We start from the raw sequence: 22,571 nt of genomic DNA, 5'->3' as shown, positions 1-22,571 counted from the left end.
ATGGATAGGCAATTAACGATGCAAGTCGCTTTAAACAAATTGATTCAAGGGAACAATTTGTCGAGAGACGAAGCGAGACAAGTGATGACACTCATTATGGAAGGCGAAGCGACCCCTGCTCAGATCGGAAGCGTCGTGACGATTTTAAGAATGAAGGGTGAAAGCATCGACGAAATTACGGGTTTCGCGGAAGTGATGAGGCAAAAGGCCAGAAAAGTAACGACAGAACAAAAAAATCTGCTGGATACTTGCGGAACCGGCGGTGATGGAGCGAATACATTCAATATTTCCACAGCTTCCTCTGTCGTCGCGGCAGCAGGTGGAGTGAAGGTCGCTAAGCATGGTAATCGGGCGATGTCCAGCAAGAGCGGCAGTGCGGATGTTTTGGAAGCGCTCGGCGTGAATATCCAATTGGATGAACACCAAGCGAAGCGGTGCTTGGAGGAAGTCGGTATCTGTTTCATGTTTGCACAAAATTATCATCAATCGATGAAATATGCGGCAGGTCCGAGAAAGGAAATCGGCTTCCGTACGGTATTCAATATGTTGGGACCGCTCACGAATCCCGCGGGGGCGGATTATCAGCTAATGGGCGTCTACGATCGGAATAAGACGGAGATTCTTTCCTTCGTATTAAGAGAACTTGGCCTGAAAAGAGCGTTGGTCGTTGCAAGTCATGACGGCTTGGATGAAATCAGTATTTCCGCTCCAACGCAAATTACGGAACTGGATGAAGGAACGATCTCTACGTATCAAATCGATCCGGAAAAGCTTGGTCTTCGTACGTATTCGCTGCAAGAGGTTGTAGGCGGAGATGCTGCGGAAAATGCGGAAATTATTAGATCTATTTTTAAAGGGGCGCAGGGTGCCTATAGAGATGTTGTGTTGGCCAATGCAGGGGCTTGCTTCTACGTTACAGGCAGGTCGGCTTCCTTGCAGGAAGGGGTCAAGCATGCTGCTTCGGTGATTGACACCGGATTAGCTATGGAGAAGCTGGAGCAATTGATTAGTCTTACAAAGGAGCTTAGCTATGTATCTTGATCGAATCGTCGCTCAGAAAAAGAAAGAAGTTGAACTTCTAAGTCAACAAACAAATGTCGCAGAACTGGAACGGCAAATTGCAGATATGCCTCCCGCTCTCGGGTTTGAAAAGGCGCTGAGCATGGGCAGAAAGAGGGAGATGGGCCTGATCGCCGAGGTGAAAAAGGCGTCTCCTTCGAAGGGATTGATCCGTCCTGACTTTCATCCCGTGGAGTTGGCTCGAACATATGAGCAGGCGGGTACAGATTGTATTTCGGTATTGACGGATGTACCGTTTTTCCAAGGCTCTAATGATTATTTACGCGAAATTAGAGCAGCCGTCGATGTGCCGTTATTAAGAAAAGACTTTCTCATTCATCCGCTTCAGGTCTATGAGGCCAGAGCGATTGGCGCGGACGCGGTGCTCTTGATCGCAGCCATATTAACGCCGCAGGAGCTGAAGGAACTGTATGGGCTTTCCAAGGATCTTGGCATGGACGTCCTTGTGGAAGTACATGATCAAGAGGAGCTGGAGCATGCGCTGTATTCCGATGCCAGCCTGATCGGCATTAACAACCGCAATTTGAAAACGTTCGTAACGGATTTGAAGAAGACCGGAGAACTGATTTCGGTGATCCCTTCCGGGAAAACGATCGTGAGCGAGAGCGGCATTTCATCGCAGGAAGATGTTAGAACGCTTCAACAGATGGGAGCGCACGCACTGTTGATTGGAGAATATTTCATGCGTCACGCGGATGTAGGCGCGGCGGTGTTGGATTTAATGGGCGTAAGCGCAATAAGGGAGAGTCATTCGCAATGACGACAGCCGTAAAAATATGCGGGCTCCAATCCGCGGATCAGATTCGTCAAATCAAAAATCTTTCCATTGATTATGTCGGCTTTGTATTTGCTCCAAGCAAACGGCAAGTGACGCCAACGCAAACAGCGGAGGCCATCCAAGAGTTGAGTGTGGAGGGAATCCGCTGCTTTCAGGCGGCTGGAGTCTTCGTGAACCCATCCTTAGTTGAGCTTCGCGAGGTACTTGCCGAAGCCGCTCTGGATGTCGTTCAGCTGCATGGAGCGGAACAGCCGGCTTTTTGCGCTGAGGTAAAGGAGCAGTTCGGGGTTAAAGTGTTCAAAGCTTTTTCTTTGAATGAACAGCTGTGGACGAATGAACAGGTGAAATCGGTACTTGCCCCGTATCAAGGAACGATCGATGCCGCGCTGCTCGATACATACGATCCGGTATACGGCGGCGGCAGCGGCAAGACCTTTCGTTGGGAAGTGATCCCGGTCTGGAAGAAGGCAGCTCGTGAACTAGGCATTCCTTTGTTTGTAGCCGGCGGGCTCCATGAAGGGAATATAGCTGATTTGATAGATAAATATGAGCCTGACGGAGTTGACGTTTCCAGCGGTGTAGAGACTGATGGAGTGAAAGATATCAAGAAGATTCGAATATTCGTAGAAAGGGTGAAGAACCGATGAATCAAGTACCGGACGAACACGGCCGCTTTGGTCCTTTTGGCGGACGCTACGTACCTGAAACATTGATGAACGCATTAATGGAGCTGGAGGAAGCGTATAAGCACTACAGTCAAGATCCTTCCTTTCAGGAAGAAATTCGTTTTTTACTGAAGCAGTATTCCGGACGGCCTACGACACTCTATTATGCGGAGAGACTGACGGAACATTTAGGCGGAGCGAAAATTTATTTGAAGCGTGAAGATTTGAACCATACGGGTGCCCATAAGATTAATAATGCGATTGGACAAGCGGTGCTGGCGAAAAGAATGGGCAAGAAAAAGGTGATTGCCGAAACCGGAGCTGGTCAGCATGGCGTAGCATCGGCGACCGTTGCCGCTCTTTTAGGATTAGAATGCAAGGTGTTTATGGGAGAAGAAGATACGATACGTCAGAAGCTGAATGTATTCCGTATGAATCTATTAGGGGCCGAAGTGGTACCTGTCATGTCTGGAACGAGGACCTTAAAGGACGCGTGCAACGAAACGCTTCGTTATTGGGTCAGCAACGTGCATGACACATATTACATTCTAGGGTCCGCTACAGGTCCTCATCCTTACCCGATGATGGTTAGAGATTTTCAGCGTATTATTGGCGACGAGGCTCGGAAGCAAATCCTTGAGCAGGAAGGTCGTTTGCCGGATACGGTGATTGCTTGTGTCGGCGGAGGAAGCAACGCAATAGGGATTTTTTATCCTTTCGTGCAGGATGAGGGCGTGCGCTTGATTGGCGTTGAAGCGGCAGGAAAAGGTGTTGATACGGAGGAGCACGCGGCGACCATGACGAAAGGAAGCCACGGGGTATTCCAAGGCTCGATGAGCTATTTGCTGCAGGATGAGAACGGTCAAGTGCTGCCGGCACATTCGATTTCCGCTGGTTTGGATTATCCAGGGATTGGACCTGAGCATTCGTATCTTAAGGATACGAATCGAGCGGAATATGTACCAGCTACCGATCAAGAGGCGCTCGAGGCACTGCAGCTGTTGAGCCGTAAGGAAGGCATTATTCCTGCGCTGGAAAGTGCGCACGCCATTGCTTACACGATGAAGCTTGCACCGACGATGGATAAGGATCAGATCATCGTCGTCAGCTTGTCCGGACGGGGAGACAAGGATGTCGAATCGATTATGCAGTACATGGGAGGGGAAGCGTAATGAATCGGATTGATCAAAAATTTGCTGAGCTGAAGGCGTCAGGCCAAACCGCATATATCCCTTTCATTTCGATCGGCGATCCTAGCCTTGAGACGTCCTTGGAAATCATCGCTGAGCTGGAGAAGGCAGGGGCGGATATGGTTGAGCTGGGCGTACCGTATTCGGACCCGCTGGCAGACGGCCCTGTCATTCAACGGGCATCGGAGAGAGCCCTGCAGAACCGCGTAACCTTGATGGACTGCATTCAAGTTGGACGGAAGGCAAGAGATAACGGTGTACAGCTTCCATTTATACTCTTTACGTACTACAATCCTGTGCTTCAATTCGGACTTGAGCATTTCTTTGATACGATCAAAGAAAATGAAATCAGCGGCCTGATTATTCCGGATCTTCCGCTGGAGGAAGACAGTGAGGTACGCCAATTGGCCGAGAAGTACGATATTCATCTCATCCCACTCGTCGCGCCTACATCGAAGGAACGCGTGGAGCGGATCGCTTCAAAGGCGAAAGGGTTCGTATATTGCGTTTCATCGTTGGGTGTTACCGGAGAGCGGAGCAGCTTTTCAGAAGAAATCGATACTTTCATTCGAACTGTAAAGGAAGCGGCCAACGTGCCTGTGGCGGTAGGGTTCGGGATTTCGAGCAGAGAGCAGTTTGAATTCTTCTCCCGCATGTGCGACGGAGTGATTATCGGCAGTGCCATTGTCCGATCGATTGAATCGAATGTGGAATTGCTAAAAAAAGCGGAGACAAAAGAGCAGGGACTCTTGCAAATTCGTGAATTTGTGTCATCATTAAAAGCATAAACTTTCATTTGAGGTGATACCGGGTATGAAACCAAAATCAAATATCGTCCACCTTCCGGTCTATCAACCGGGAAAACCTATTGAAGAAGTCAAGAGAGAGCTGGGACTTTCACATGTCATTAAGCTGGCCTCAAATGAAAATCCTTTCGGATGCTCACCGAGAGCGAAGGAAGCGATCGTTCGCGAGCTGGACAACTCCAGCTTGTATCCCGATGGAGCCAGCATGGAGCTTCGTCAGGCGCTTGCAGATCATTTGAACGTGGAGCCGGATCAGCTGATTTTCGGAGCGGGCTCTGACGAAATCATTTTGATGCTGGCACGGGCGTATCTCGTTCCTGGCGACGAAACGATCATGGCAACCCATACATTCCCGCAATATAAGCATAATGCTGAAATTGAAGGTGCCGTATGTATCGAGGTTCCGCTTAAGGATGGTGTTCATGACCTGGAAGGAATGCTGTCCAAAGTGACGGATAAAACGAAAATCGTTTGGATCTGCAATCCGAACAATCCGACGGGTACAATTGTCAGCCACGAACAGGTCGCTGATTTTATGAAACGTGTACCAGAGCATGTTCTCGTTGTATTGGATGAGGCCTATTGCGAATATGTAGATGATGCGTCCTATCCAGATGCATTCAGCCTGCTCAAACAGTATCGTAATCTCATTTCTCTGCGCACATTCTCCAAAATTTATGGTTTGGCCTCCTTGCGAGTCGGTTACGGCATCGGGCATCCGGATGTCATTCATACGATTAATCAAGTAAGAGAGCCATTTAATACGTCGAGATACGGTCAAAGCGCTGCACTTGCGGCCATCGGGGATCAAGAATTCATCAACCAGTGCAAGCAGCAAAATGAACAAGGAATCCGTTACATTACGGAACAGCTCGAACGGTTGAAGTGCGCTTATTATCCGGCATACGGAAACTTTATTATGATCAATACTTATCGTCCGGCACAGGATATGTTTGACAGCCTGATGCGGAAAGGAATTATCGTCCGCAGCGGACAGAGCTTGGGATTCCCGACTTCCATTCGGGTAACTGTAGGAAGCCAAGAGCAGAATGAAGCATTTATCAACGCGCTGGAGACCGCCTTGAGCGAAATTGAGGCTATGCAAGGCGTATAACGAACAGTACCTTATTCTTAAACAAATGAGTGATAAAATGATCAAGGTTGCAATATGCGGTGTCGGTTTGATCGGTGGTTCTTTGGCTCTCTGCTTGAAAGATAGGCCGGGGTATCACGTGATCGGACATTCTCCTAATCCGGCTTCCGTGCAAAAGTATTTAGAGCGGGAAGTCGTGGACGAAGCGACAACCTCTCTCCAAGAGGCTGTGCAGGATGCAGATTATATCTTTCTTTGCGTTCCTGTCGGCAAGTTGGAATCCTATCTACAACAGCTGAAGGAGCTAAGTCTCAAGAAAGGCTGTGTCATTACGGATGTGGGCAGCACGAAGCAGTCAGTTATGCAAAGTGCGGAAGCTTTGGCGATAGAAGATGTCTATTTCATCGGCGGACATCCAATGGCGGGTTCAGAACGTTCCGGTGTAGAAGCGGCGTCATCTCATTTATTCGAAAATGCTTTCTATGTTCTTACTCCTTCGGCGAATACACCCGAAGAGGTATTTGCTGGACTAAAGCAGCTGCTCGAGCTGACTCGAGCGAAAATCATCCGTGTCGATTCGGCGCTCCACGATGATATCGTCGGCGCAATCAGCCATCTGCCTCACATTATTGCGGTTGCATTAGTGAATCAAGTGGCAAGCTATCATGAACAAAATGATTTATATGGCAGACTCGCTGCGGGCGGCTTCCGTGACATTACCAGAATTGCATCCAGCGATCCGGTAATTTGGAGAGACATTTTGACCAATAACAAGGAAGTCCTGCTGCATTTGCTGAAGGACTGGCAGGCAGAGATCGATCGTTTCGTCAAGATGCTTGAGAACGGAGACGGTGAAGCGATTTCCGCTGAGTTTGAAAGAGCGAATCGATTCCGCAGCGGACTGCCTGAACGAAGAAAGGGCATGATCACATCTTTATTCGATGTTTATGTCGATGTGCCCGATCATCCGGGTGTCATCGGTCATATCGCTTCGGAACTGGGAACGCAGCAAATCAGCTTAAGCAACATTCAGGTTATTGAAAGCAGAGAGGATGTGCCGGGCGTACTGCGGCTGTCCTTTAGAAACGAAAATGATTTGGAAAGGGCTGTTCAAGTATTGAAGCAGCTTTCCTACCGTGTTCATTTCTAGAATAGACGAAGAGCGTCGTAAGACGTTCTTTTTTTTATAAAAAAAGAAAATGAAAGCCCTTTAAAAAAAAACGTTGACAATATGAAAACGTATACATATAATAAAAGTACAGTATGGTTTCTCTCCACTCCTATCCGAAAATAATGAGCACACAGAATGAGTGCAGCCGCCTTCTAGATAAGGCGGTCTTTTTTTTGTTTCCAAACATAAAATGTGGAAAATGTTGTAACAAGAAGGAGTTTTCATTCCGGCAAAGAACTATAAGTAAGATGCGGACATCTTCAAATCAATCACTTGCAAGACATACATATCGACCCAAATAATCGATGTTCATCCAATAGACGCAACTTTTTTCCTTCAGCAGGGTAATAATTAATATCATGTAAAAGCTCTGCTGGGGGGAGTCAGTACATAGCAAGGAGGCACGCGGTAATGACGGATTCCCAGCTCATACGTGAAATTAAAAACGGAAACGTGGAATTGTACGCTGAATTAATTCATCGTTATGAGCGTAAAATCCTTGCGTTTATTTTTCATATGTTGAGGAGCGCCAAGCTGGAGATGGTCGCCGAGGATTTATGCCAGGAGACCTTTTATAAAGCCTACCGCAGCTTGGATACGTTTCGAGAGGTAGAGGCATCATTCTCTACTTGGTTATATACCATTGCCAGAAATACAGTCCTCAGTGAATTGCGAAAACAAAAAAAGACCAAAGTGCCGCTTGAAGACAGCGAAGCGATTCAGGAACATGCGCAGGACAAACTGCCGGAACAGGCCATTCTGCGAACCGAAAGAGTGGATTTGGTCAGGAAAGCGATTAACAATTTACCTGAAAAGCAAAGATCAGCCTTAATTTTGCGTGAATACGATCAATTGGATTATCAGGAGATCGCTCAAATATTAGGTCAGACGGTAAGCTCTGTGAAGTCACTGCTCTTTCGCGCCAGGTCAAGTGTGAAGAACCAATTAGAGCCGTACATTACAGAGCAGAGATTGGATGAATTTGAAAGGATGAAGCAGCGATGAAATGTGATGCCGCCTTGGAAAATATCTATATTTATTGGGATTTGCCGGAGAATGACCTGCGGCGTCTCCAGGTGGATCATCATCTGAAGCATTGCTCCTCCTGCATGCAGGAGTTTACGTTATGGGAAGCAAGCCGCAGCTGGATTGAACAAACGAATGATTCGGAGAAGGTCATTCCTAGTGAAGGCTTTGCAGATAAAGTAATGAATCAAATATATCAAACGGAGCCTTGGAAGGTTTCCATTACGGAACGGCTGATCGCTTTTACGAAAAGGCAGAAGTTCTTGTACACGGCATGCATCGCTTTCTTACTTGCTGTATTTTCTATCAGCCTGCTCGTTTTCGCCCTGCCGCAAGAAGAACAGCAAACGACGTTTGCCGCTGAATGGAACGGTCTTCCCGTGGTCAGCTCAGATCAGACCGTCGAATTTCCTTCGAGGCAGGGTATCCAGCTTGAAGGAATTACAGTGGCCAGTGTGGGTGATCCATACTTGCTGTCCATGGACGGTCTGCAGAACAATCCGAACTATTACATGATATTTGCGATCGGCGGTATTATTGTGGCTCTTCTGTTAATGAATTGGCTCAGCCGTACGAGATCGTGAACCGAAAAAGTCCTCAGCGGAATACACGCTGGGGACTTTTTTTGTTTGAATAAATATAGGAAAATATGAAAAGAGAAGTATGAAACGTTCTAATTCATCCCATAATGATCGTAAGAGACTATGAAACGCGGGGGGATGAATGTGAGACTGGCCGATATGTTAGTATATTCGGACATTGGACAGCTTCATCAAATCGCGAACAGCTACCAATGCCAATGCAAAACCCATTCCAAAAATGAATTAATTCAAGCGATATTGTCCGCCTTCAGCAGAAGGGAACGATTCGAGCAGATGGTTCAAGAATTGGAGCTGGAGGATTTGCGATTCATCAATTCCCTCATGTTTGATAAGAAGCAAGCTTTCAGCATCGAAGAATTAACGGCCAAAGCAAGTCAAGCCGCTTTTGAAAAGCGTGAACAAATGCCGAGCCCCAGGGAGCGGATTTCAAAGCTAAAAAAGTATGGCTGGTTGTTTAACGGATATTCGATGCAGACCCGCTATTTGTTTTCGATTCCAGAGGATATCAAAAAAAGCTTTGGCGATGTGCTGAAAAGACACTTTATGCAGCATATTCAAGCTTTGGATGAGCCGCCAGTCTACCGTGAAGAACAGCAGCTTTTGCAAGAAGATGTACTGAAGTTTTTGCAGTATGTTCGCCATGAACCCATTCAGCTGTCAGTTGATGGATTTATATATAAAAAGCAGCTCAACTCGATTCTCGAGAAAATGTCCGTCGAGGAGTCGCCTGTGGCGAAAGGAGAATGGAGGTTTGGCTATGGAAGAAGAGTGAAGGAATATCCAAACCGCTTTTCTTTTATCTATGATTATTGCTTTTACAACGGTCTGATCGCCGAAGAACAGCAGCTTACGCTCACGGAAAAAGGTGAACGTACCGTGCTTGATGTTGCATATCCATCTCCGATGGAGCTGTATCGTTTCTATTTAAAACTGTATAAAAGCCCGATCAAAAATCTTGAAGCCCTTGTTCACTGGACGTGCATGTTAACAGAGCGCTGGGTAACATTCGACTCGCTGCGGGCTGCCCTGCTCCCCTATGTGAAGCCGTTTTACTATGACACTTCGGAGAATATCATTGAGAAAAGGCTGGTTCACATGCTGATGCATCTGGGCTTGTTGAAAATCGGTGAGCATCCGGAAGCAGGGATCGTTCTTCGTCAAAGTGCTTCCGCTGCGAAAATCATACAAGGGCATTTCATAGAGGAGAAGGAAGTCATCGTCATCGATCATTGACAGCAGCGAAGAGATGTTGATACAATCACCCCATTCATAATGAGACGAAACGTACGAAGGGTGGAGTGAGTCTATGTTGATTTCCTATCAAGGGATCATGCCCCAAGCTGCAAAAGGTGTATTTATTGCAGAAGGTGCGAAGCTGATCGGTGATGTCATTTTACAGGCGAACTGTTCCGTGTGGTTTAATGCCGTGCTGAGAGGGGATTTAGCCCCGATCCGTATCGGTGAAGGATGCAATTTGCAGGATGGGGTGATTGGTCATGTGAATACGAATACGCCGCTGATTTTAGATGATCGGGTTTCGGTAGGACACGGTGCTATTATTCACGGCTGCAGGATAGGTAAAGGCACATTAATCGGGATGGGGGCCGTCGTCTTGAACGGAGCGGATATTGGTGAATATGCTTTAGTAGGAGCCGGCTCTGTCGTCACGGAAAATACGGTTATTCCACCCTATACATTATGTGTGGGAACACCAGCAAAGGTCGTTCGTGAGTTGAGAGAACAAGATCTGGAGCGGATGAGGGTCACCACTGATAGTTATATTGAACGCGGGCGAGAGTATTTACAGGCCCAAAAAAAAGCATAAGCTTCATTTACTAGAGGACCATTTCGTAAGATGGATTGGAGGGATGTTCGGTGGAAAAAATGAGTATTATCTATGATGCACTCTTGAGTCTCCACGCGGAAATGTTTCTAGACAGAGCAGTGGCACAATTTCGTTTGGAAAAGATAAAAGAGGAGATTGACGAAGCTTTGAAGAACGGAGATCAGGACGCATTCTACACACTGACATCAGAGCTGAACTCAATCCGTGGTCAGATCGAGAACAGTCCGAGTTCCAACCAGAAAAAATACGCATAATCCGTCAAAAGTGAAAGCAAATGAATGAATATTCGTTCATTTGCTTTTTTATCTTGGCTGCAAATGGACTGATGACTATATGAAGATATGATACAATGGACGCATCAGATGAGCGGAGGGGAATCGAACATCATGAAATTTAGTGAAATTAAACGAGAAGAGTGGGCAGAACTTAAGCCGTATTTGGATACTTGCCTGCTCCCTGTGACAGGCTTATCGGGCAAAGAGGATCCCGTAGAGGCGGCTGACCGGCTTGAACAGCTTAGGGACTTGATGGATAACATAGAAGGGCCGTTTCGTGGAAGAATTGTGACTGTACCGGCGGTACAATATGTGATGGGATCAGACGAGAGCTTTGTCTCCGGACTGAACTTATTGTGCAGCCACTTAAAGAGCACGGGATATACATATGTGATCGTTGTGTCGCTTCTTGATCGGCCAAGCTTGGAACATCCGCAAGGACCGGATTTATGGATCTCGCCGCGAATAGAAGGAAATGAAATCCGTTCACAAGAAATTTCAGGTATGATTCAGCGTCTCTGGTCGAACAATAAATCATAAAAGCAATAAATTGAAAAGGAACAGCAGAGCCTATCTAAAAAAGTGTGACAAATTCATTACATTTTTTTGCGAGTCAATTCTTGGGAGTCGAATTCCCGCTTCCAATTCTTGACGCGTTATAGGTCGTGGGCTATTATAAGTAATGTCCTAGTGTGAGATGTGTGTCTGAAATGTGAATAAATTGGAGTCTTAGGAAAAAGGGGGTAAAAAACGACATGACCGAAGAACAAAAGGATTTGCAGCATCCTCAGCGAAAAACTGCACGACGAGAAATGTCTCGACGGCAATTCCTTTCTTATACCCTCGGCGGAACCGGAGCTTTCATGGTTGGTGTTCCGATTCTGTATAACCTGCGCTTTGCCGTAGATCCGCTGCTTCAAAAGAAAGAAGGCGGAGAATGGCACAAGGTGATTGAAGCCAATAAGGTAACCGAAGAGCCTCAATCCATAAAGTTTAAAGTGCATGTTGTGGACGGTTGGTATGAAAGTGAACAGCAAATGGAAGCGTGGATTGCAAAGGATGCGAACGGGAACATATTCGCTCTGTCTCCAGTCTGCAAGCATTTGGGCTGTACGGTAAACTGGAATGGAAATCCGGATTACCAAAATCAATACTACTGCCCTTGCCACGGAGCGCACTATACGGTGGACGGCAAACAATTGGCCGTTGCTTCTGCGCCGCTCGACGAGTATACCGTTAGAGTAGACGAAAATGGTTGGGTGTATCTCGGCGATATTAAGCCTAACACAAGGGTGAAATAAGGAGGCGTATCTAGATGTTAAAGAATGTTTACAACTGGATCGATGAACGTCTTGATATTACGCCGATGTGGAGAGATATCGCGGACCATGAAGTGCCGGAGCACGTCAACCCTGCTCATCACTTTTCCGCTTTCGTCTATTGTTTCGGCGGATTAACGTTTTTCATCACCATTATCCAGATTTTGTCGGGTATGTTTTTGACGATGTATTATGTTCCCGACATTATTAATGCTTATGCCAGTGTTGACTATCTGCAGCACAAAGTGGCTTTTGGTGTCATCGTTAGAGGGATGCATCACTGGGGAGCCAGCTTGGTTATTGTCATGATGCTTCTACATACCTTGAGGGTCTTCTTTACAGGCTCTTATAAAGCGCCTAGAGAAATGAACTGGATCGTAGGTATGTTGATCTTTTTCGTAATGCTGGGTCTTGGATTTACTGGTTACCTTCTGCCATGGGATAACAAGGCATACTTTGCGACGAAGGTCGGCATTCAGATTGCCGCATCAGTTCCTTTTATTGGCGGATATATTCAGGAATTCCTGCAGGGCGGGGATGTCGTAGGCGCTCAGACCATTACTCGATTCTTTGCGCTTCACGTGTTCTTCCTGCCGGGTGCGCTGCTTGGTTTGCTGGCCGCACACTTCTTCATGATTCGTAAGCAAGGAATATCCGGCCCGCTATAATATTGAAAGGAGGAACTGCCAGTGGCTCACGGACATCAATCGAAAGATAAAGTCGTCTACGTTGGCGACTCTCGTATTGTTAAAAGAAATCACCCGAATATTCCGCGGGATTACTCCGCATATCCGGGAAAATCCGAAGCCTTTATCCCCAACTTCCTGCTTAAAGAATGGATGGTTGGAGCTGTTGTATTAGTCGGATTTTTGGCTTTGGTTATCGCTGAGCATCCGCCTTTAGGCTATCCTGCGGATCCAACGAATACGTCTTTTATTCCAATGCCGGACTGGTACTTCTTGTTCCTGTATCAGTTCCTGAAGTATGATTACGTTTCCGGCGACTACGTCGTATGGGGGACGATCGTATTTCCGGGACTGCTGTTCGGAGGATTGTTTCTTGCTCCATTCCTTGATAAAGGAAAGGAAAGAAGATTTTACCGCAGACCGATTGCTTCTTCTCTAATGGGGCTGTCTCTGATCGCTTGTATTTACCTGACTTGGGTGTCTTGGGATCACTATACGCATGAGATGGAATCCAAAGGCATGCTTCCAGAGCACATTCAAAGAGAGTTGGATATGGAAGCTGGCAAAGAAATGCCTAAGCCTGGGGCAGAAAAAGAAGAAATTGCGATCGTGGAACAGGATTCAGAAGGCTACAGCATTTATCAAAAATCGTCCTGCGTGGCTTGCCATGCTACGGACTTAACCGGTACGGACGGATTTGCTCCGCAGCTTCGCGGTGTGGGTGATATTCATACGAAGGAAGAGATCATCCAGATCATGAAAGAAGGAACCGAATCCGGGAAGATGGGGCCTCAGTGGGAGGACAACATCAACAATAAAGGTCTAACCGAAGAAGAGTTAGACAAATTAGCAGAATGGCTTTCGGCCCAAAAGAAAGCATCCTAATGTCATTAGAGCCTGACCTGAGAAGGTCAGGTCTTTTTGTTCATAATAAAAGAAAGCGCGATTCGCCCAGGTTCGATTAATTTTGAGAACCATGGATGAGGAGGTGCTTTTCAGCAAAGGAGTGATCAACGAGTGTCTAAGCTAGCGTACCTGTTCAGCACATCGTTCTTACTGAACAGGTCCTTTCTTTGGATCTTATTTTGGGTGAACGCCTTGGGTACGGTATACGGATTTGAGTGGTATCGCAACCAATTGGTCATGACCTATGAAGAAATCAGCAAATGGTTCGTCATTTTTGTTCCGGACAGCCCTACAGCCAGCTTGTTCTTTACACTTTCACTCCTTATTTTGCTGTCTCGCCAAAAGAAACAGGCGAAGCTTGCAAATACAGAACGGATGTCGATGCATCCATACGGATTGATCGAGGCCTTTGCAGTCATTACGTCGATAAAATATGGCATCTGGGCCGTGCTGATGATTATAGCCGGTGCTTGGCAAGGGGATCATGTGACGTGGCAACAGTACATGCTCATCTGTTCGCATCTTGGAATGGCTGCTGAAGCGGCCATCTTCGCAAGGTATTTTCGTTATCATTACGTGCACGTGTTGGTTATTGCGTGCTGGACGTTGTTTAATGATGCGATGGATTACTCTCAAGAGATTTTCCCTTGGCTGCCCGGACCGCTGTACGATGATGTAAGAGCGGTGCAGTGGACGACCGTGCTGCTCAGCTGCTTATGTATTGCGGCGGCTGTGATGCTCGCCAAAAAGCGGGACAAGATCTTGGTCTAAATGTGGACATCCCCCCATATGCTTTGATAGAAGCATGTTTACAGGGGGAGAGTTATCATGGCCAAGCTGTTTCATAGGCGGTATAAAGTATTTTTTGGATGTTGGTTCATGATTAGTTTCTTGATGTTGTATACGGCTGCCTGCGGACAAGCAGGACAGAGCAATAGTGTCGATCGGATTGCATCTGTGGAGCCGGAGCAGCTCATGCAGCTGGATCAATCGGCTGACAGCTTCTACAGGCTTGCACGGAACGGCGATCTGGAGAAGGCAGTCGTTCACTTAAACCAGCTGCGTAGACATTTGGAGCAGCTCCCAATGAATGGAGCCACATCCGTGGAAGGAAAAAGTGAAGTGCTTCATTCAGTGATTCGGGCGGGAAAGCATATCGAGCGTGTCAGCCCTGATTTAAAGGCGATTCAATTTTCTGCTGCACAGATTCGGTTAGCCATTGACAGCTTGACTCATCCGGAAGCGCCAATGTGGATAAGCTTTGAAGACGATTTGAAGGGTGACGTTGAGCAGCTCAGGGTGCAGATACGCGATCGAAATATGGAGCAAGCCGTCACGTCTTTTCGAAAGCTGAATGAGACGTTTCAGATGATTCGTCCGGCAGTTTATATTCAGAAGGAAGCATGGCTCGTGGAAAAAGGGAATTCCTTCCTTGTATTTTTTGCGACGGAGCTGGGTAAACCATCGATGAATCAATCGGTATTTATGCATACGTTGGATGAATTTGAGCTTTATTTGGATGAACTGTTTGGCGACAGTGAAAGCACAACTACGCTGCCGGTTACAGGCTCCGAACGCCCGTGGCTGTGGTCGTTTGGAATCGGTTCATTCATTTTGGCTGTCCTATCGTATTATGCATACCAGCGAATTCAGTATGAGCGGAAAAATGGTGTTCCACCCAGAAGAGGCTCTCCTGTTTAGCCTTAGATAAAAAAACTAATAGAAAAAATGAACTAGAACCGCTTTAGCATCAGTTGTATACACTGATGCTAAAGCGGTTCTTGTTTGTTCGTAGGCCAAATAACGAACAAAAATGAGAGCGCTTTATCTCCAGGGGGTGATCAATGCAAGGAATAAGGCCTAAACGAAATATCCCCATACCTTGAAAATGACAGCTGGACGTGATGCCGGTATGCTAACTTTTGAACACATGGGAGGGATCATCATGGAAAGATTAGCTTATCTTACAGTGCTTATCCTGCTTTTATTTTCTTTGCTTTTATCCGCTTGCGGTGGTAACCATCGAGAGAATACAGATGATGGAGAAGTCCAATTAACGATGTCCGCATGGGGAAACCCGGCAGAAATTAAAGTATACCAAAAGGCACTGGATGCATTTATGGCTGATAATCCTGAAATAAAAGTGGAGTTAGTGCCTATTCCGAACGACGGCTATCAGGACAAAATCATGACACAGCTGTCAGGCGGAAAAGCTCCGGATATATTTTATGTTGGAAGCGAATGGATTTCGAAAATTGTGGAGACAGGAAAAGTGGTTGATTTATCCGACTTTTTAAGCAGTGATGAAAGCTATGTAAAGCCGGATGAATTTGCGGAAGGACTATGGGGAGCGGCTAAGATCAATAATCAAATCTATGGCCTCGCAGTAGATTGCAATCCTTTTGTGCTCTATTACAACAAAAAGGTGCTGGAAGAAGCAGGAGTAAAATCTCCGCAAGAATACTACGATGAAGGAAAATGGAACTGGGATACGTTTGCGGAGGTAACTGCGCAAATCAAAGAGAGCGGAAAAAAAGGCTTTATCTTGGATGGTTGGTCAGGACCGCTGTTTACATGGATATGGACGAATGGCGGTGAAATGTATGACGAGGATGGTCACATCATTTTAAGCGAAAATGAAGAGGCTCAAGAGGCTTTTAAATATATTTCGGATATGCTGCAACAAGGAAATTTCACTTATTCTGGTTCCCTGCCTCAAGGACAAGGCGGTGATGCCATGTTCATGTCAAACCAAGTAGGATTCGTGGGAGCCGGTCGTTGGTATACGCCCATGTTCAGTGAAAACAAGGCGCTGGAGTTTGATTATATTCCGTATCCAACAAACACGGGAGAACAGCAAGGAACGGTGTCCATTGCAACGGCCTATATGGTGGTCAATAAAGATTCCAAACATTTGGATGCTGCGATGAAATTCGCTTCCTTCTACACATCGCCAGAAGGGCAAAAAGCACGTCTTGAAGGGAATGGCAATGCGGTGCCATCAGTATTAGGAGCGGATGAAATCATTACGGAGGCTGAATTCCCTGAGCACGCCGGCTATTTGCTGGATGCAAGAAATAAAGGACGTGTAGATGACAAGCAATCGGTCGTTCCGGGCATGGATAAAGAAATTATGGATATCATCGATTTGATGTATCTCGGAGAGCAAAGTGCAGAGCAGACGATACAGGCTGTAACGAAGAAGGCGACAGAGATGATTGATGAATACCGAAACCAATGAACGGGCTCTTCCTCGAATGTCTTAGGTACAGTTTTTCTCAAAGAAGGTGATGTCGATTGCAGCATAAGAAAAATATGTTGTGGGCTTTATTTTTTATCGGTCCTCAGCTTATAGGGTTGCTGGCATTTTCACTATTTCCTCTCGGATTTGCGCTGATGCTCAGCTTTATGCAATGGGATGGCTTTGGTTCGAAATCTTTTGTCGGCTTCGATAATTTTGTTTACCAATTAGGGGATCCGGATTTTTGGAAAGCGATGATGAACACCGCCTATTATAGTTTGCTCACGATACCTACGAGTATTGCGCTTGGATTGATGCTTGCGCTCGCCTTGAATCGGATCATCGGTAAAGAGTTTTATCGTGTCATTTTCTTTATGCCTGTAGTTACCAGCTCGGTATCCATTGGCGTCATATGGATGTGGATTTTTAATGGCGACTTCGGCATTTTGAATCAATTGCTAAGCTACGTCGGAATCGACGGGCCCCATTGGCTTACAGACCGGAAATGGGTTATTCCATCCATCGCGATATTAAGCGTCTGGTGGGGACTCGGTTACAATATGGTGATATTTCTCGCGGGTCTTCAAGGAATTCCCAAAAGTTACTACGAAGCGGCGGAGATGGATGGAGCGAGCAAGGTGCAGCGGTTTTGGCACATTACGCTGCCGCTGCTCTCGCCAACGACTTTTTTCTTGACGATCATGGCGGTGATCGGATCTTTTCAGGTGTTCGATCAGGCGTATGTGATGACAGGCGGCGGTCCGGCTAAAGCCAGCTATACTCTCGTCTACCATATTTACGAGCAGGCATTTGTTGATTTCACGATGGGAAGGAGCTCTGTTGCGGCCGTCATCCTGTTTGTGATCATTATGATTTTCACATTAATTCAGTTTAAGTTTTCAAGAAGGTGGGTTCATTATGAGGACTGAGCGAATCGTAGGGGGCGGCAGAGCATCCAAGAATAAAGCGATCACGCGATTCCGAAGGAGCCTGCTGCATATCGTCTTGCTGGCCGGATCGGTCATTATGGTGTTTCCATTCTTTTGGACGATTACGAGCTCATTGAAGGATATTTCGCAGATTTTTCTAGTTCCTCCCAAGTGGATTCCTAACCCGATCGTGTGGTCCAATTATCCGGATTCATTAAGTGTCATGCCGTTCGGAAGAGCGTATTGGAACAGCTTCTACATTACGATTGTTGTTGTCACGATTCAGCTATTAACGGCATCGATGGCCGCATACGCTTTTGCTAAGCTTCGTTTCTGGGGATCCGGATTTCTATTTATACTGTTTTTGGGAACGATGATGATTCCGAAGCAGGTCACTATGATTCCGCTGTATATGGTCATGGAGAATATTGGCTGGCTGGATACCCATCTGTCCTTGATTGTTCCAAGTGCACTGTTCAACGCTTTCGCTGTGTTTTTGCTGAGACAATTTATTCGCGGTATTCCGCGTGAGCTGGAGGAAGCTGCGTTCTTGGATGGTGCAAATCTGTTCATGATATACCGAAGCATCATTCTTCCATTAGTTCGGCCGGCGTTGGCAGCTGTAGGAATATTTATATTCAAGGATAACTGGAACAATTTCCTGGACCCGCTCATTTATTTAAGTACCCCGGAACAATTTACGGTACCGATTCTGCTCAATTATTTTAAAGGACTGTACATTACAGATTGGGCGTTATTAATGGCTGGGTCAACGATATCCGTCATTCCCGTGATCATCATTTATATTGTAGCGCAGAAGCAAATTATTGAAGGTGTGACTTTAACGGGTATCAAGGGTTAATTGAAGCCTTTTTGGTTATGAAGAATGGGAGGATTTCTCGTCAAAGAAAAATCCTCTCTATTTTTAACATATCAATCTTCCACCCGAAATCCTTCTCCGAGCACATCATGTACATCGCTGATAATCATGAACGCCCTTGGATCTACTTGTCTTACGATGCTTTTGAGACGACGTACCTCCTGACGGGATACTACACAGTATACAACTTCTTTTGGCATGCGTGAGTATCCGCCCTTCGCACTGAGAAATGTCATGCCCCGATCCATCTCGTCGCTAATTCTTTGGGAGATCTCCACCGGTTTGTCGCTGATAATCGTAAATGCCTTAGCCGCATAGGCGCCTTCCTGAATGAAGTCGATCATTTTTGCTGCGATGAACACAACAACGAGTGTATAAAAAATTTTCTCAATCGGAATATAGAAAGCGGAAGTGCCGATGACAATTGCATCGATAAACAGAATCACCTGCCCCATACTCCAACCCATCTTTTTGTTGCAGATACGGGCAATAATATCTGACCCGCCGGTTGTTCCGCCAAACCGGAATACAAGTCCTAGGCCGGCCCCCAGCGTAACCCCTGCGTATAGTGCAGCCAATAAATAGTCCTCTTCGTAACGGAAAGGAGTTACCCAGCCCTTGTGCATTAAGAATTCAATGACCCATAAGAAGAACGATAGCGACAGCGTACCAAGAATCGTATAGTACATGGGCTGCTTTCCCACATATTTCCATCCTACATAAAATAAAGGTACATTGATGATTAAAGTAGTGTAGGAAGGCGGGATGTTGAGCGCATATTTGAGCAGCAGGGAAATCCCTGTTACTCCTCCTTCCATCAGCTCATTCGGAATCACAAAAAAATGAAGTCCGAACGCATAAATAGCTGTACCTAACAGAATCGGAAAAATCTGTTGAACGGCAGGCTTCCAGTTAGTTTTGAACATTCTTCTTTCCTCCTAAACAAGTTCAGCCGCATATTTGAGTAAGCGGTTTAGCTTGTCACCTCATTCATTTATGTAAGGGTCAATATTTTTAGCTCATTGGACGATATAAGAAAAAAGAACGTTAGGAAATTGAATGTAGTATATGAAAAAGCATTTGTTTTCAATCCTTCTTTAAGATAACATGTTAGTAGATTGAAACGAAAGATGCTTTGCAGAAAGGGATGGCTATGAAACCAGAGTGGAAAGATAAATCGCTGAAGGAGATTCAGCGGGAAGTGGATGAATATATCTCGCAGTTTAAAGAGGGTTATTTCAGTCCATTGGCGCTTGTCGCGCGGATCGCGGAAGAAGTCGGCGAATTGGCGCGAGAGGTGAACCACACCTATGGAGAGAAGCCGAAAAAGCCTACGGAGGAAAGCAATTCGGTAGAGCTGGAACTCGGCGATATTTTGTTCATCTTAGCCTGCTTTGCGAATTCGCTCGATATTGATTTAACCGATGCATTCGATCAGGTGATGCAGAAGTTTAATACGCGGGATAAGGACAGATGGACTAAAATTAACACCGATTAAAATGACGTGTCATATGCTGTACCAATCCTTATTTGGAAGGAGGGAGGGGAGGGAGGTATGGCGTGGACGGAAAAGATTTGATCAAAAAAGCATATGAGGCTATATTTCAGTCCGACTTTGAGCAGGCGATCTATTGGTTTGAAGAAGCGATAAAAAAAGAACCAGTCGCTGCCGATTATCATTATAAGCTGTCCATTACGTGCGCCAGAAGCGACAAGCTGCAGAAGGCTATCATCCATGCCGAGACCGCATGCTTGCTCAATAAAGAGCATGAAGAATACAGGTATCACCTTCATACGCTGCAATCCCGGAACTGGATCGAGAAAGCGGAAAATGCATTAAGGGATCATGGTACGGACCCCTCTGTTCCCATCACGATGTTAAAAGAGGCGCTCAAGCTGGATCCGCTATCTGCAAAGGCGTACGTATTGCTTGGCATTGCATATGCTGCTCAAGGTCATAACGAACAGGCTGCGGAATGCATACGGGAAGCGCTCAAACTAGATCCGCAAAATGAAAATGCATTAAAATGGATGGAAGAACTCCAAAGAGAACTTCCGGAAACTTGAGATACAGAAAGGAACGAGTTAGAACATGAGTGAACAGATCAAAGTAGCAGTTTCCGGTGCGACGGGAAGAATGGGCCGGGAAGTTGTAAAGATGGTGCTTCAGGACTCTAGTCTAAAGCTTGTCGCTGCAGTGAGCGGCAAAGAGGGAGGAGATGCAGGAACAGCCGTGGGCGAGCAGCCGTGCGGTGTGATGATCCGATCGGACCTCGAGCTGGCTTTAGTGGAGACAAAGCCTGATGTGCTTGTTGACTTTACCACTCCACAGCTTTCCGTGCGCCATACTCAGCTGTCGATCGAGCATGGAGTTAGGCCAGTGATCGGTACAACCGGATTCAAACCGGAGGATGTTGAAGCGCTGGACAAGCTTTGCCGTGAAAAAGGTATCGGCGGTTTAATTGCACCTAATTTCTCGATCGGTGCGATCCTGATGATGAAGTTTGCCGCGCAGGCGTCAAAATATTTGCCACATGTCGAGATTATTGAATACCACGGGGATCAGAAGCTGGATGCGCCTTCGGGAACCTCGGTGAAAACAGCTGAAATGATCGCCAGCGTCAGAGAAGAGCTGAAGCAGGGTAATCCGAATGAGGAAGAAACGCTGGAAGGTGCGCGTGGAGCCTATTATAATGGATTTAGAATACATAGCGTTAGGCTTCCGGGTGTGTTTGCTCAGCAGGAGGTTATCTTTGGCGGTCACGGACAGACCTTGAAAATCCGTCATGATTCTTATGATCGTGCAGGATACATGCCGGGAGTGAACGTTGCGATTAAAAAAGTCATGGAAGTCGATCATCTAGTTTATGGATTTGAGCATTTCTTAGATTAGAGAAATCGCCCGGACAGGAGTATACATTTCATTATGAACTGGAGAGGAGTGGTCCATATTGACAGCCCTAAATATTGCTTTAATCGCTCATGACCGCAAAAAAGAGGAGATGGTAAACTTCGTCATTGCCTACGAAAAAGTGTTAAGCCATCACCGCTTATATGCCACGGGTACAACAGGTACTCGCATCATGGAAAATACGAAGCTGCAGGTACACCGCTTTATGTCCGGTCCGCTGGGCGGAGATCAGCAGATCGGTGCCTTGGTTGCCCAAAATGAAATGGATATGGTGATTTTCCTCAGAGATCCATTAATGGCGCAGCCTCACGAGCCTGATATTATCGCACTGCTTCGTTTGTGCGATGTTCAAGGTATTCCCCTCGCAACAAATATTGCCACGGGGGAAATTTTAGTCAAGGCATTAGACCGCGGGGATTTACAGTGGAGGCAAGTTCTTCACCAGCACAAGAAGGAAGATTCGCATGAGTGAAACTTATGATTTGCTCGTATTTGCCGCCCATCCCGATGATGCAGAAATCGGGATGGGCGGAACGATAGCCAAATATACCGATGCTGGTCATAAGGTTGCGATTTGTGATTTAACGTTGGCCGAGATGTCATCTAATGGAACGGTTGAGATTAGACAGAAGGAAGCGGCTAGAGCGTCTGAAGTGCTGAAACTAGCCGATCGGATCAATTTGCGCTTGCCGGACAGAGGTTTAACCGGCTCTGAGGAGCAAATTCGTGCGATGGTGCAAGTCATTCGGAGGTATCGTCCAAGGCTCGTATTTGCTCCATATTGGAAAGACCGCCATCCGGACCACATCAGCTGCAGCCAAATGAGCGATCAGGCCGTTTTTAACGCGAAATTGAGAAATTATGCGCCGGAGTGGCCGGCTTGGACTGTGGAGCAGCACTATTACTATTTCATCAATGATACCGACGAGCCGAACTTTCTGATCGATGTGAGTCAGTACCACGATAAGAAAATGGAGAGCTTGGCAGCCTACAGGTCACAATTTATGAAATTAGATGTGGACAGTGTGGCAACTCCACTCACGGAGGGGTATTTGGAAAGAGTTAAAGCTAGGGATTATCTAGCTGGACAAAGGGTGAGGACGCTCTACGCCGAGGGATTCGTAAGCAGACAGCCGCTGCTTTTGAACTGGATTTAAGTGAGAGCTC

General features: G+C 46.4%; 27 protein-coding genes. 26 read left to right on the top strand and 1 reads right to left on the bottom strand.

From position 1 onward, the window contains the following. From trpD to ACFPXP_RS06545, 21 genes are all read left to right on the top strand, one after another. On the top strand, positions 1-1,041 hold the full coding sequence (trpD, locus tag ACFPXP_RS06645) for an anthranilate phosphoribosyltransferase (RefSeq protein WP_379893437.1): 1,041 nt from the start codon (positions 1-3) through the stop codon (positions 1,039-1,041). After that, positions 1,031-1,840: an indole-3-glycerol phosphate synthase TrpC gene (gene trpC / locus ACFPXP_RS06640; protein ID WP_379893436.1), complete on the top strand. Its 810-nt coding sequence runs from the start codon at positions 1,031-1,033 to the stop codon at positions 1,838-1,840. The genes trpD and trpC overlap by 11 nt, the downstream gene beginning before the upstream one ends. Beyond that, entirely contained in the window at positions 1,837-2,505 is a 669-nt protein-coding gene (locus ACFPXP_RS06635) for a phosphoribosylanthranilate isomerase (RefSeq protein ID WP_379893435.1), read from the top strand. The genes trpC and ACFPXP_RS06635 overlap by 4 nt, the downstream gene beginning before the upstream one ends. Then, on the top strand, positions 2,502-3,695 hold the full coding sequence (gene trpB, locus ACFPXP_RS06630) for a tryptophan synthase subunit beta (RefSeq protein ID WP_379893434.1): 1,194 nt from the start codon (positions 2,502-2,504) through the stop codon (positions 3,693-3,695). Before ACFPXP_RS06635 ends, trpB begins: the two co-directional genes overlap by 4 nt. After that, positions 3,695-4,501: a tryptophan synthase subunit alpha gene (gene trpA / locus ACFPXP_RS06625; RefSeq protein ID WP_379893433.1), complete on the top strand. Its 807-nt coding sequence runs from the start codon at positions 3,695-3,697 to the stop codon at positions 4,499-4,501. The genes trpB and trpA overlap by 1 nt, the downstream gene beginning before the upstream one ends. Before the next feature lie 25 nt (positions 4,502-4,526). Continuing rightward, positions 4,527-5,633, top strand: a complete 1,107-nt coding sequence (gene hisC / locus ACFPXP_RS06620) for a histidinol-phosphate transaminase (RefSeq protein WP_379893432.1) — start codon at positions 4,527-4,529, stop codon at positions 5,631-5,633. A gap of 37 nt (positions 5,634-5,670) precedes the next feature. Further along, positions 5,671-6,762: a prephenate dehydrogenase gene (locus tag ACFPXP_RS06615; RefSeq protein ID WP_379893430.1), complete on the top strand. Its 1,092-nt coding sequence runs from the start codon at positions 5,671-5,673 to the stop codon at positions 6,760-6,762. Between the two features lie 432 nt (positions 6,763-7,194). Further along, positions 7,195-7,788 carry an RNA polymerase sigma factor gene (locus ACFPXP_RS06610; RefSeq protein ID WP_379893429.1) on the top strand — a complete coding sequence of 198 codons (594 nt, stop codon included), beginning with the start codon at positions 7,195-7,197 and terminating at the stop codon, positions 7,786-7,788. Next, the gene (locus tag ACFPXP_RS06605) at positions 7,785-8,393 is read left to right on the top strand and encodes a hypothetical protein (RefSeq protein WP_379893428.1); all 609 of its coding nucleotides are present in this window, start codon (positions 7,785-7,787) and stop codon (positions 8,391-8,393) included. The genes ACFPXP_RS06610 and ACFPXP_RS06605 overlap by 4 nt, the downstream gene beginning before the upstream one ends. 141 nt (positions 8,394-8,534) lie before the next feature. Continuing rightward, the gene (locus tag ACFPXP_RS06600) at positions 8,535-9,644 is read left to right on the top strand and encodes a hypothetical protein (protein WP_379893427.1); all 1,110 of its coding nucleotides are present in this window, start codon (positions 8,535-8,537) and stop codon (positions 9,642-9,644) included. A 73-nt stretch (positions 9,645-9,717) separates the two neighbouring features. Next, positions 9,718-10,236 (top strand): gamma carbonic anhydrase family protein, encoded by a 519-nt coding sequence (locus ACFPXP_RS06595; protein ID WP_379893426.1) that lies wholly within the window; start codon positions 9,718-9,720, stop codon positions 10,234-10,236. A 59-nt stretch (positions 10,237-10,295) separates the two neighbouring features. Beyond that, positions 10,296-10,511: an IDEAL domain-containing protein gene (locus tag ACFPXP_RS06590; RefSeq protein WP_379893466.1), complete on the top strand. Its 216-nt coding sequence runs from the start codon at positions 10,296-10,298 to the stop codon at positions 10,509-10,511. 132 nt (positions 10,512-10,643) lie between these two features. After that, on the top strand, positions 10,644-11,072 hold the full coding sequence (locus ACFPXP_RS06585) for a DUF2487 family protein (RefSeq protein ID WP_379893425.1): 429 nt from the start codon (positions 10,644-10,646) through the stop codon (positions 11,070-11,072). 215 nt (positions 11,073-11,287) lie between these two features. Further along, positions 11,288-11,833, top strand: coding sequence for a ubiquinol-cytochrome c reductase iron-sulfur subunit (locus ACFPXP_RS06580; protein WP_379893424.1), 546 nt, complete (start codon positions 11,288-11,290; stop codon positions 11,831-11,833). Positions 11,834-11,847: 14 nt separating this feature from the next. Next, on the top strand, positions 11,848-12,519 hold the full coding sequence (qcrB, locus tag ACFPXP_RS06575) for a menaquinol-cytochrome c reductase cytochrome b subunit (protein WP_379893423.1): 672 nt from the start codon (positions 11,848-11,850) through the stop codon (positions 12,517-12,519). A gap of 21 nt (positions 12,520-12,540) precedes the next feature. Continuing rightward, a complete protein-coding gene (locus ACFPXP_RS06570; protein WP_379893422.1) occupies positions 12,541-13,422 on the top strand; it encodes a c-type cytochrome in 882 nt (293 codons plus the stop codon). Positions 13,423-13,554: 132 nt separating this feature from the next. Then, entirely contained in the window at positions 13,555-14,214 is a 660-nt protein-coding gene (locus tag ACFPXP_RS06565; protein WP_379893421.1) for a DUF1405 domain-containing protein, read from the top strand. Between the two features lie 57 nt (positions 14,215-14,271). Continuing rightward, complete coding sequence (locus ACFPXP_RS06560) at positions 14,272-15,144, top strand: sporulation protein YpjB (protein ID WP_379893420.1); 873 nt, start codon at positions 14,272-14,274, stop codon at positions 15,142-15,144. A gap of 244 nt (positions 15,145-15,388) precedes the next feature. Then, positions 15,389-16,684 (top strand): ABC transporter substrate-binding protein, encoded by a 1,296-nt coding sequence (locus ACFPXP_RS06555; protein ID WP_379893419.1) that lies wholly within the window; start codon positions 15,389-15,391, stop codon positions 16,682-16,684. Positions 16,685-16,740: 56 nt separating this feature from the next. Beyond that, positions 16,741-17,613 (top strand): carbohydrate ABC transporter permease, encoded by an 873-nt coding sequence (locus ACFPXP_RS06550; protein ID WP_379893418.1) that lies wholly within the window; start codon positions 16,741-16,743, stop codon positions 17,611-17,613. Continuing rightward, positions 17,603-18,475, top strand: a complete 873-nt coding sequence (locus tag ACFPXP_RS06545; RefSeq protein WP_379893417.1) for a carbohydrate ABC transporter permease — start codon at positions 17,603-17,605, stop codon at positions 18,473-18,475. Before ACFPXP_RS06550 ends, ACFPXP_RS06545 begins: the two co-directional genes overlap by 11 nt. Before the next feature lie 71 nt (positions 18,476-18,546). Here the strand turns inward: ACFPXP_RS06545 and ACFPXP_RS06540 are convergent, their stop codons facing one another. Beyond that, complete coding sequence (locus ACFPXP_RS06540) at positions 18,547-19,419, bottom strand: YitT family protein (protein ID WP_379893416.1); 873 nt, start codon at positions 19,417-19,419, stop codon at positions 18,547-18,549. Positions 19,420-19,646: 227 nt separating this feature from the next. Here ACFPXP_RS06540 and ACFPXP_RS06535 point away from each other — a divergent pair, with 227 nt between their 5' ends. The 5 genes from ACFPXP_RS06535 (at position 19,647) to bshB1 (ending at position 22,561) form a co-directional block, all read left to right on the top strand. After that, complete coding sequence (locus ACFPXP_RS06535; protein ID WP_379893414.1) at positions 19,647-19,991, top strand: nucleotide pyrophosphohydrolase; 345 nt, start codon at positions 19,647-19,649, stop codon at positions 19,989-19,991. A 62-nt stretch (positions 19,992-20,053) separates the two neighbouring features. After that, complete coding sequence (locus ACFPXP_RS06530; RefSeq protein ID WP_379893413.1) at positions 20,054-20,560, top strand: tetratricopeptide repeat protein; 507 nt, start codon at positions 20,054-20,056, stop codon at positions 20,558-20,560. Positions 20,561-20,585: 25 nt separating this feature from the next. Continuing rightward, positions 20,586-21,386, top strand: coding sequence for a 4-hydroxy-tetrahydrodipicolinate reductase (dapB, locus tag ACFPXP_RS06525; protein WP_379893411.1), 801 nt, complete (start codon positions 20,586-20,588; stop codon positions 21,384-21,386). Between the two features lie 58 nt (positions 21,387-21,444). Next, the gene (locus ACFPXP_RS06520) at positions 21,445-21,876 is read left to right on the top strand and encodes a methylglyoxal synthase (RefSeq protein ID WP_379893409.1); all 432 of its coding nucleotides are present in this window, start codon (positions 21,445-21,447) and stop codon (positions 21,874-21,876) included. Then, positions 21,869-22,561 (top strand): bacillithiol biosynthesis deacetylase BshB1, encoded by a 693-nt coding sequence (gene bshB1, locus ACFPXP_RS06515; protein WP_379893408.1) that lies wholly within the window; start codon positions 21,869-21,871, stop codon positions 22,559-22,561. The genes ACFPXP_RS06520 and bshB1 overlap by 8 nt, the downstream gene beginning before the upstream one ends. Positions 22,562-22,571: the final 10 nt, after the last annotated feature.

Origin of the sequence: Marinicrinis lubricantis (assembly GCF_042658665.1) — a bacterium.
Taxonomy (GTDB): Bacteria; Bacillota; Bacilli; order Paenibacillales; family KCTC-33676; genus Marinicrinis; species Marinicrinis lubricantis.
Note: the sequence above shows the minus strand (reverse complement) of the source record. Positions and strands in the feature narration are given on the sequence as shown.

Bases quoted from the DNA above. Each gene is read 5' to 3' on its own strand.
- trpD (WP_379893437.1), top strand. From the start codon at position 1: ATGGATAGGCAATTAACGATGCAAGTCGCTTTAAACAAATTGATTCAA.
- trpC (WP_379893436.1), top strand. From the start codon at position 1,031: ATGTATCTTGATCGAATCGTCGCTCAGAAAAAGAAAGAAGTTGAACTT.
- ACFPXP_RS06635 (WP_379893435.1), top strand. From the start codon at position 1,837: ATGACGACAGCCGTAAAAATATGCGGGCTCCAATCCGCGGATCAGATT.
- trpB (WP_379893434.1), top strand. From the start codon at position 2,502: ATGAATCAAGTACCGGACGAACACGGCCGCTTTGGTCCTTTTGGCGGA.
- trpA (WP_379893433.1), top strand. From the start codon at position 3,695: ATGAATCGGATTGATCAAAAATTTGCTGAGCTGAAGGCGTCAGGCCAA.
- hisC (WP_379893432.1), top strand. From the start codon at position 4,527: ATGAAACCAAAATCAAATATCGTCCACCTTCCGGTCTATCAACCGGGA.
- ACFPXP_RS06615 (WP_379893430.1), top strand. From the start codon at position 5,671: ATGATCAAGGTTGCAATATGCGGTGTCGGTTTGATCGGTGGTTCTTTG.
- ACFPXP_RS06610 (WP_379893429.1), top strand. From the start codon at position 7,195: ATGACGGATTCCCAGCTCATACGTGAAATTAAAAACGGAAACGTGGAA.
- ACFPXP_RS06605 (WP_379893428.1), top strand. From the start codon at position 7,785: ATGAAATGTGATGCCGCCTTGGAAAATATCTATATTTATTGGGATTTG.
- ACFPXP_RS06595 (WP_379893426.1), top strand. From the start codon at position 9,718: ATGTTGATTTCCTATCAAGGGATCATGCCCCAAGCTGCAAAAGGTGTA.
- ACFPXP_RS06590 (WP_379893466.1), top strand. From the start codon at position 10,296: ATGAGTATTATCTATGATGCACTCTTGAGTCTCCACGCGGAAATGTTT.
- ACFPXP_RS06585 (WP_379893425.1), top strand. From the start codon at position 10,644: ATGAAATTTAGTGAAATTAAACGAGAAGAGTGGGCAGAACTTAAGCCG.
- ACFPXP_RS06580 (WP_379893424.1), top strand. From the start codon at position 11,288: ATGACCGAAGAACAAAAGGATTTGCAGCATCCTCAGCGAAAAACTGCA.
- qcrB (WP_379893423.1), top strand. From the start codon at position 11,848: ATGTTAAAGAATGTTTACAACTGGATCGATGAACGTCTTGATATTACG.
- ACFPXP_RS06560 (WP_379893420.1), top strand. From the start codon at position 14,272: ATGGCCAAGCTGTTTCATAGGCGGTATAAAGTATTTTTTGGATGTTGG.
- ACFPXP_RS06555 (WP_379893419.1), top strand. From the start codon at position 15,389: ATGGAAAGATTAGCTTATCTTACAGTGCTTATCCTGCTTTTATTTTCT.
- ACFPXP_RS06545 (WP_379893417.1), top strand. From the start codon at position 17,603: ATGAGGACTGAGCGAATCGTAGGGGGCGGCAGAGCATCCAAGAATAAA.
- ACFPXP_RS06540 (WP_379893416.1), bottom strand. From the start codon at position 19,419: ATGTTCAAAACTAACTGGAAGCCTGCCGTTCAACAGATTTTTCCGATT.
- ACFPXP_RS06535 (WP_379893414.1), top strand. From the start codon at position 19,647: ATGAAACCAGAGTGGAAAGATAAATCGCTGAAGGAGATTCAGCGGGAA.
- dapB (WP_379893411.1), top strand. From the start codon at position 20,586: ATGAGTGAACAGATCAAAGTAGCAGTTTCCGGTGCGACGGGAAGAATG.
- bshB1 (WP_379893408.1), top strand. From the start codon at position 21,869: ATGAGTGAAACTTATGATTTGCTCGTATTTGCCGCCCATCCCGATGAT.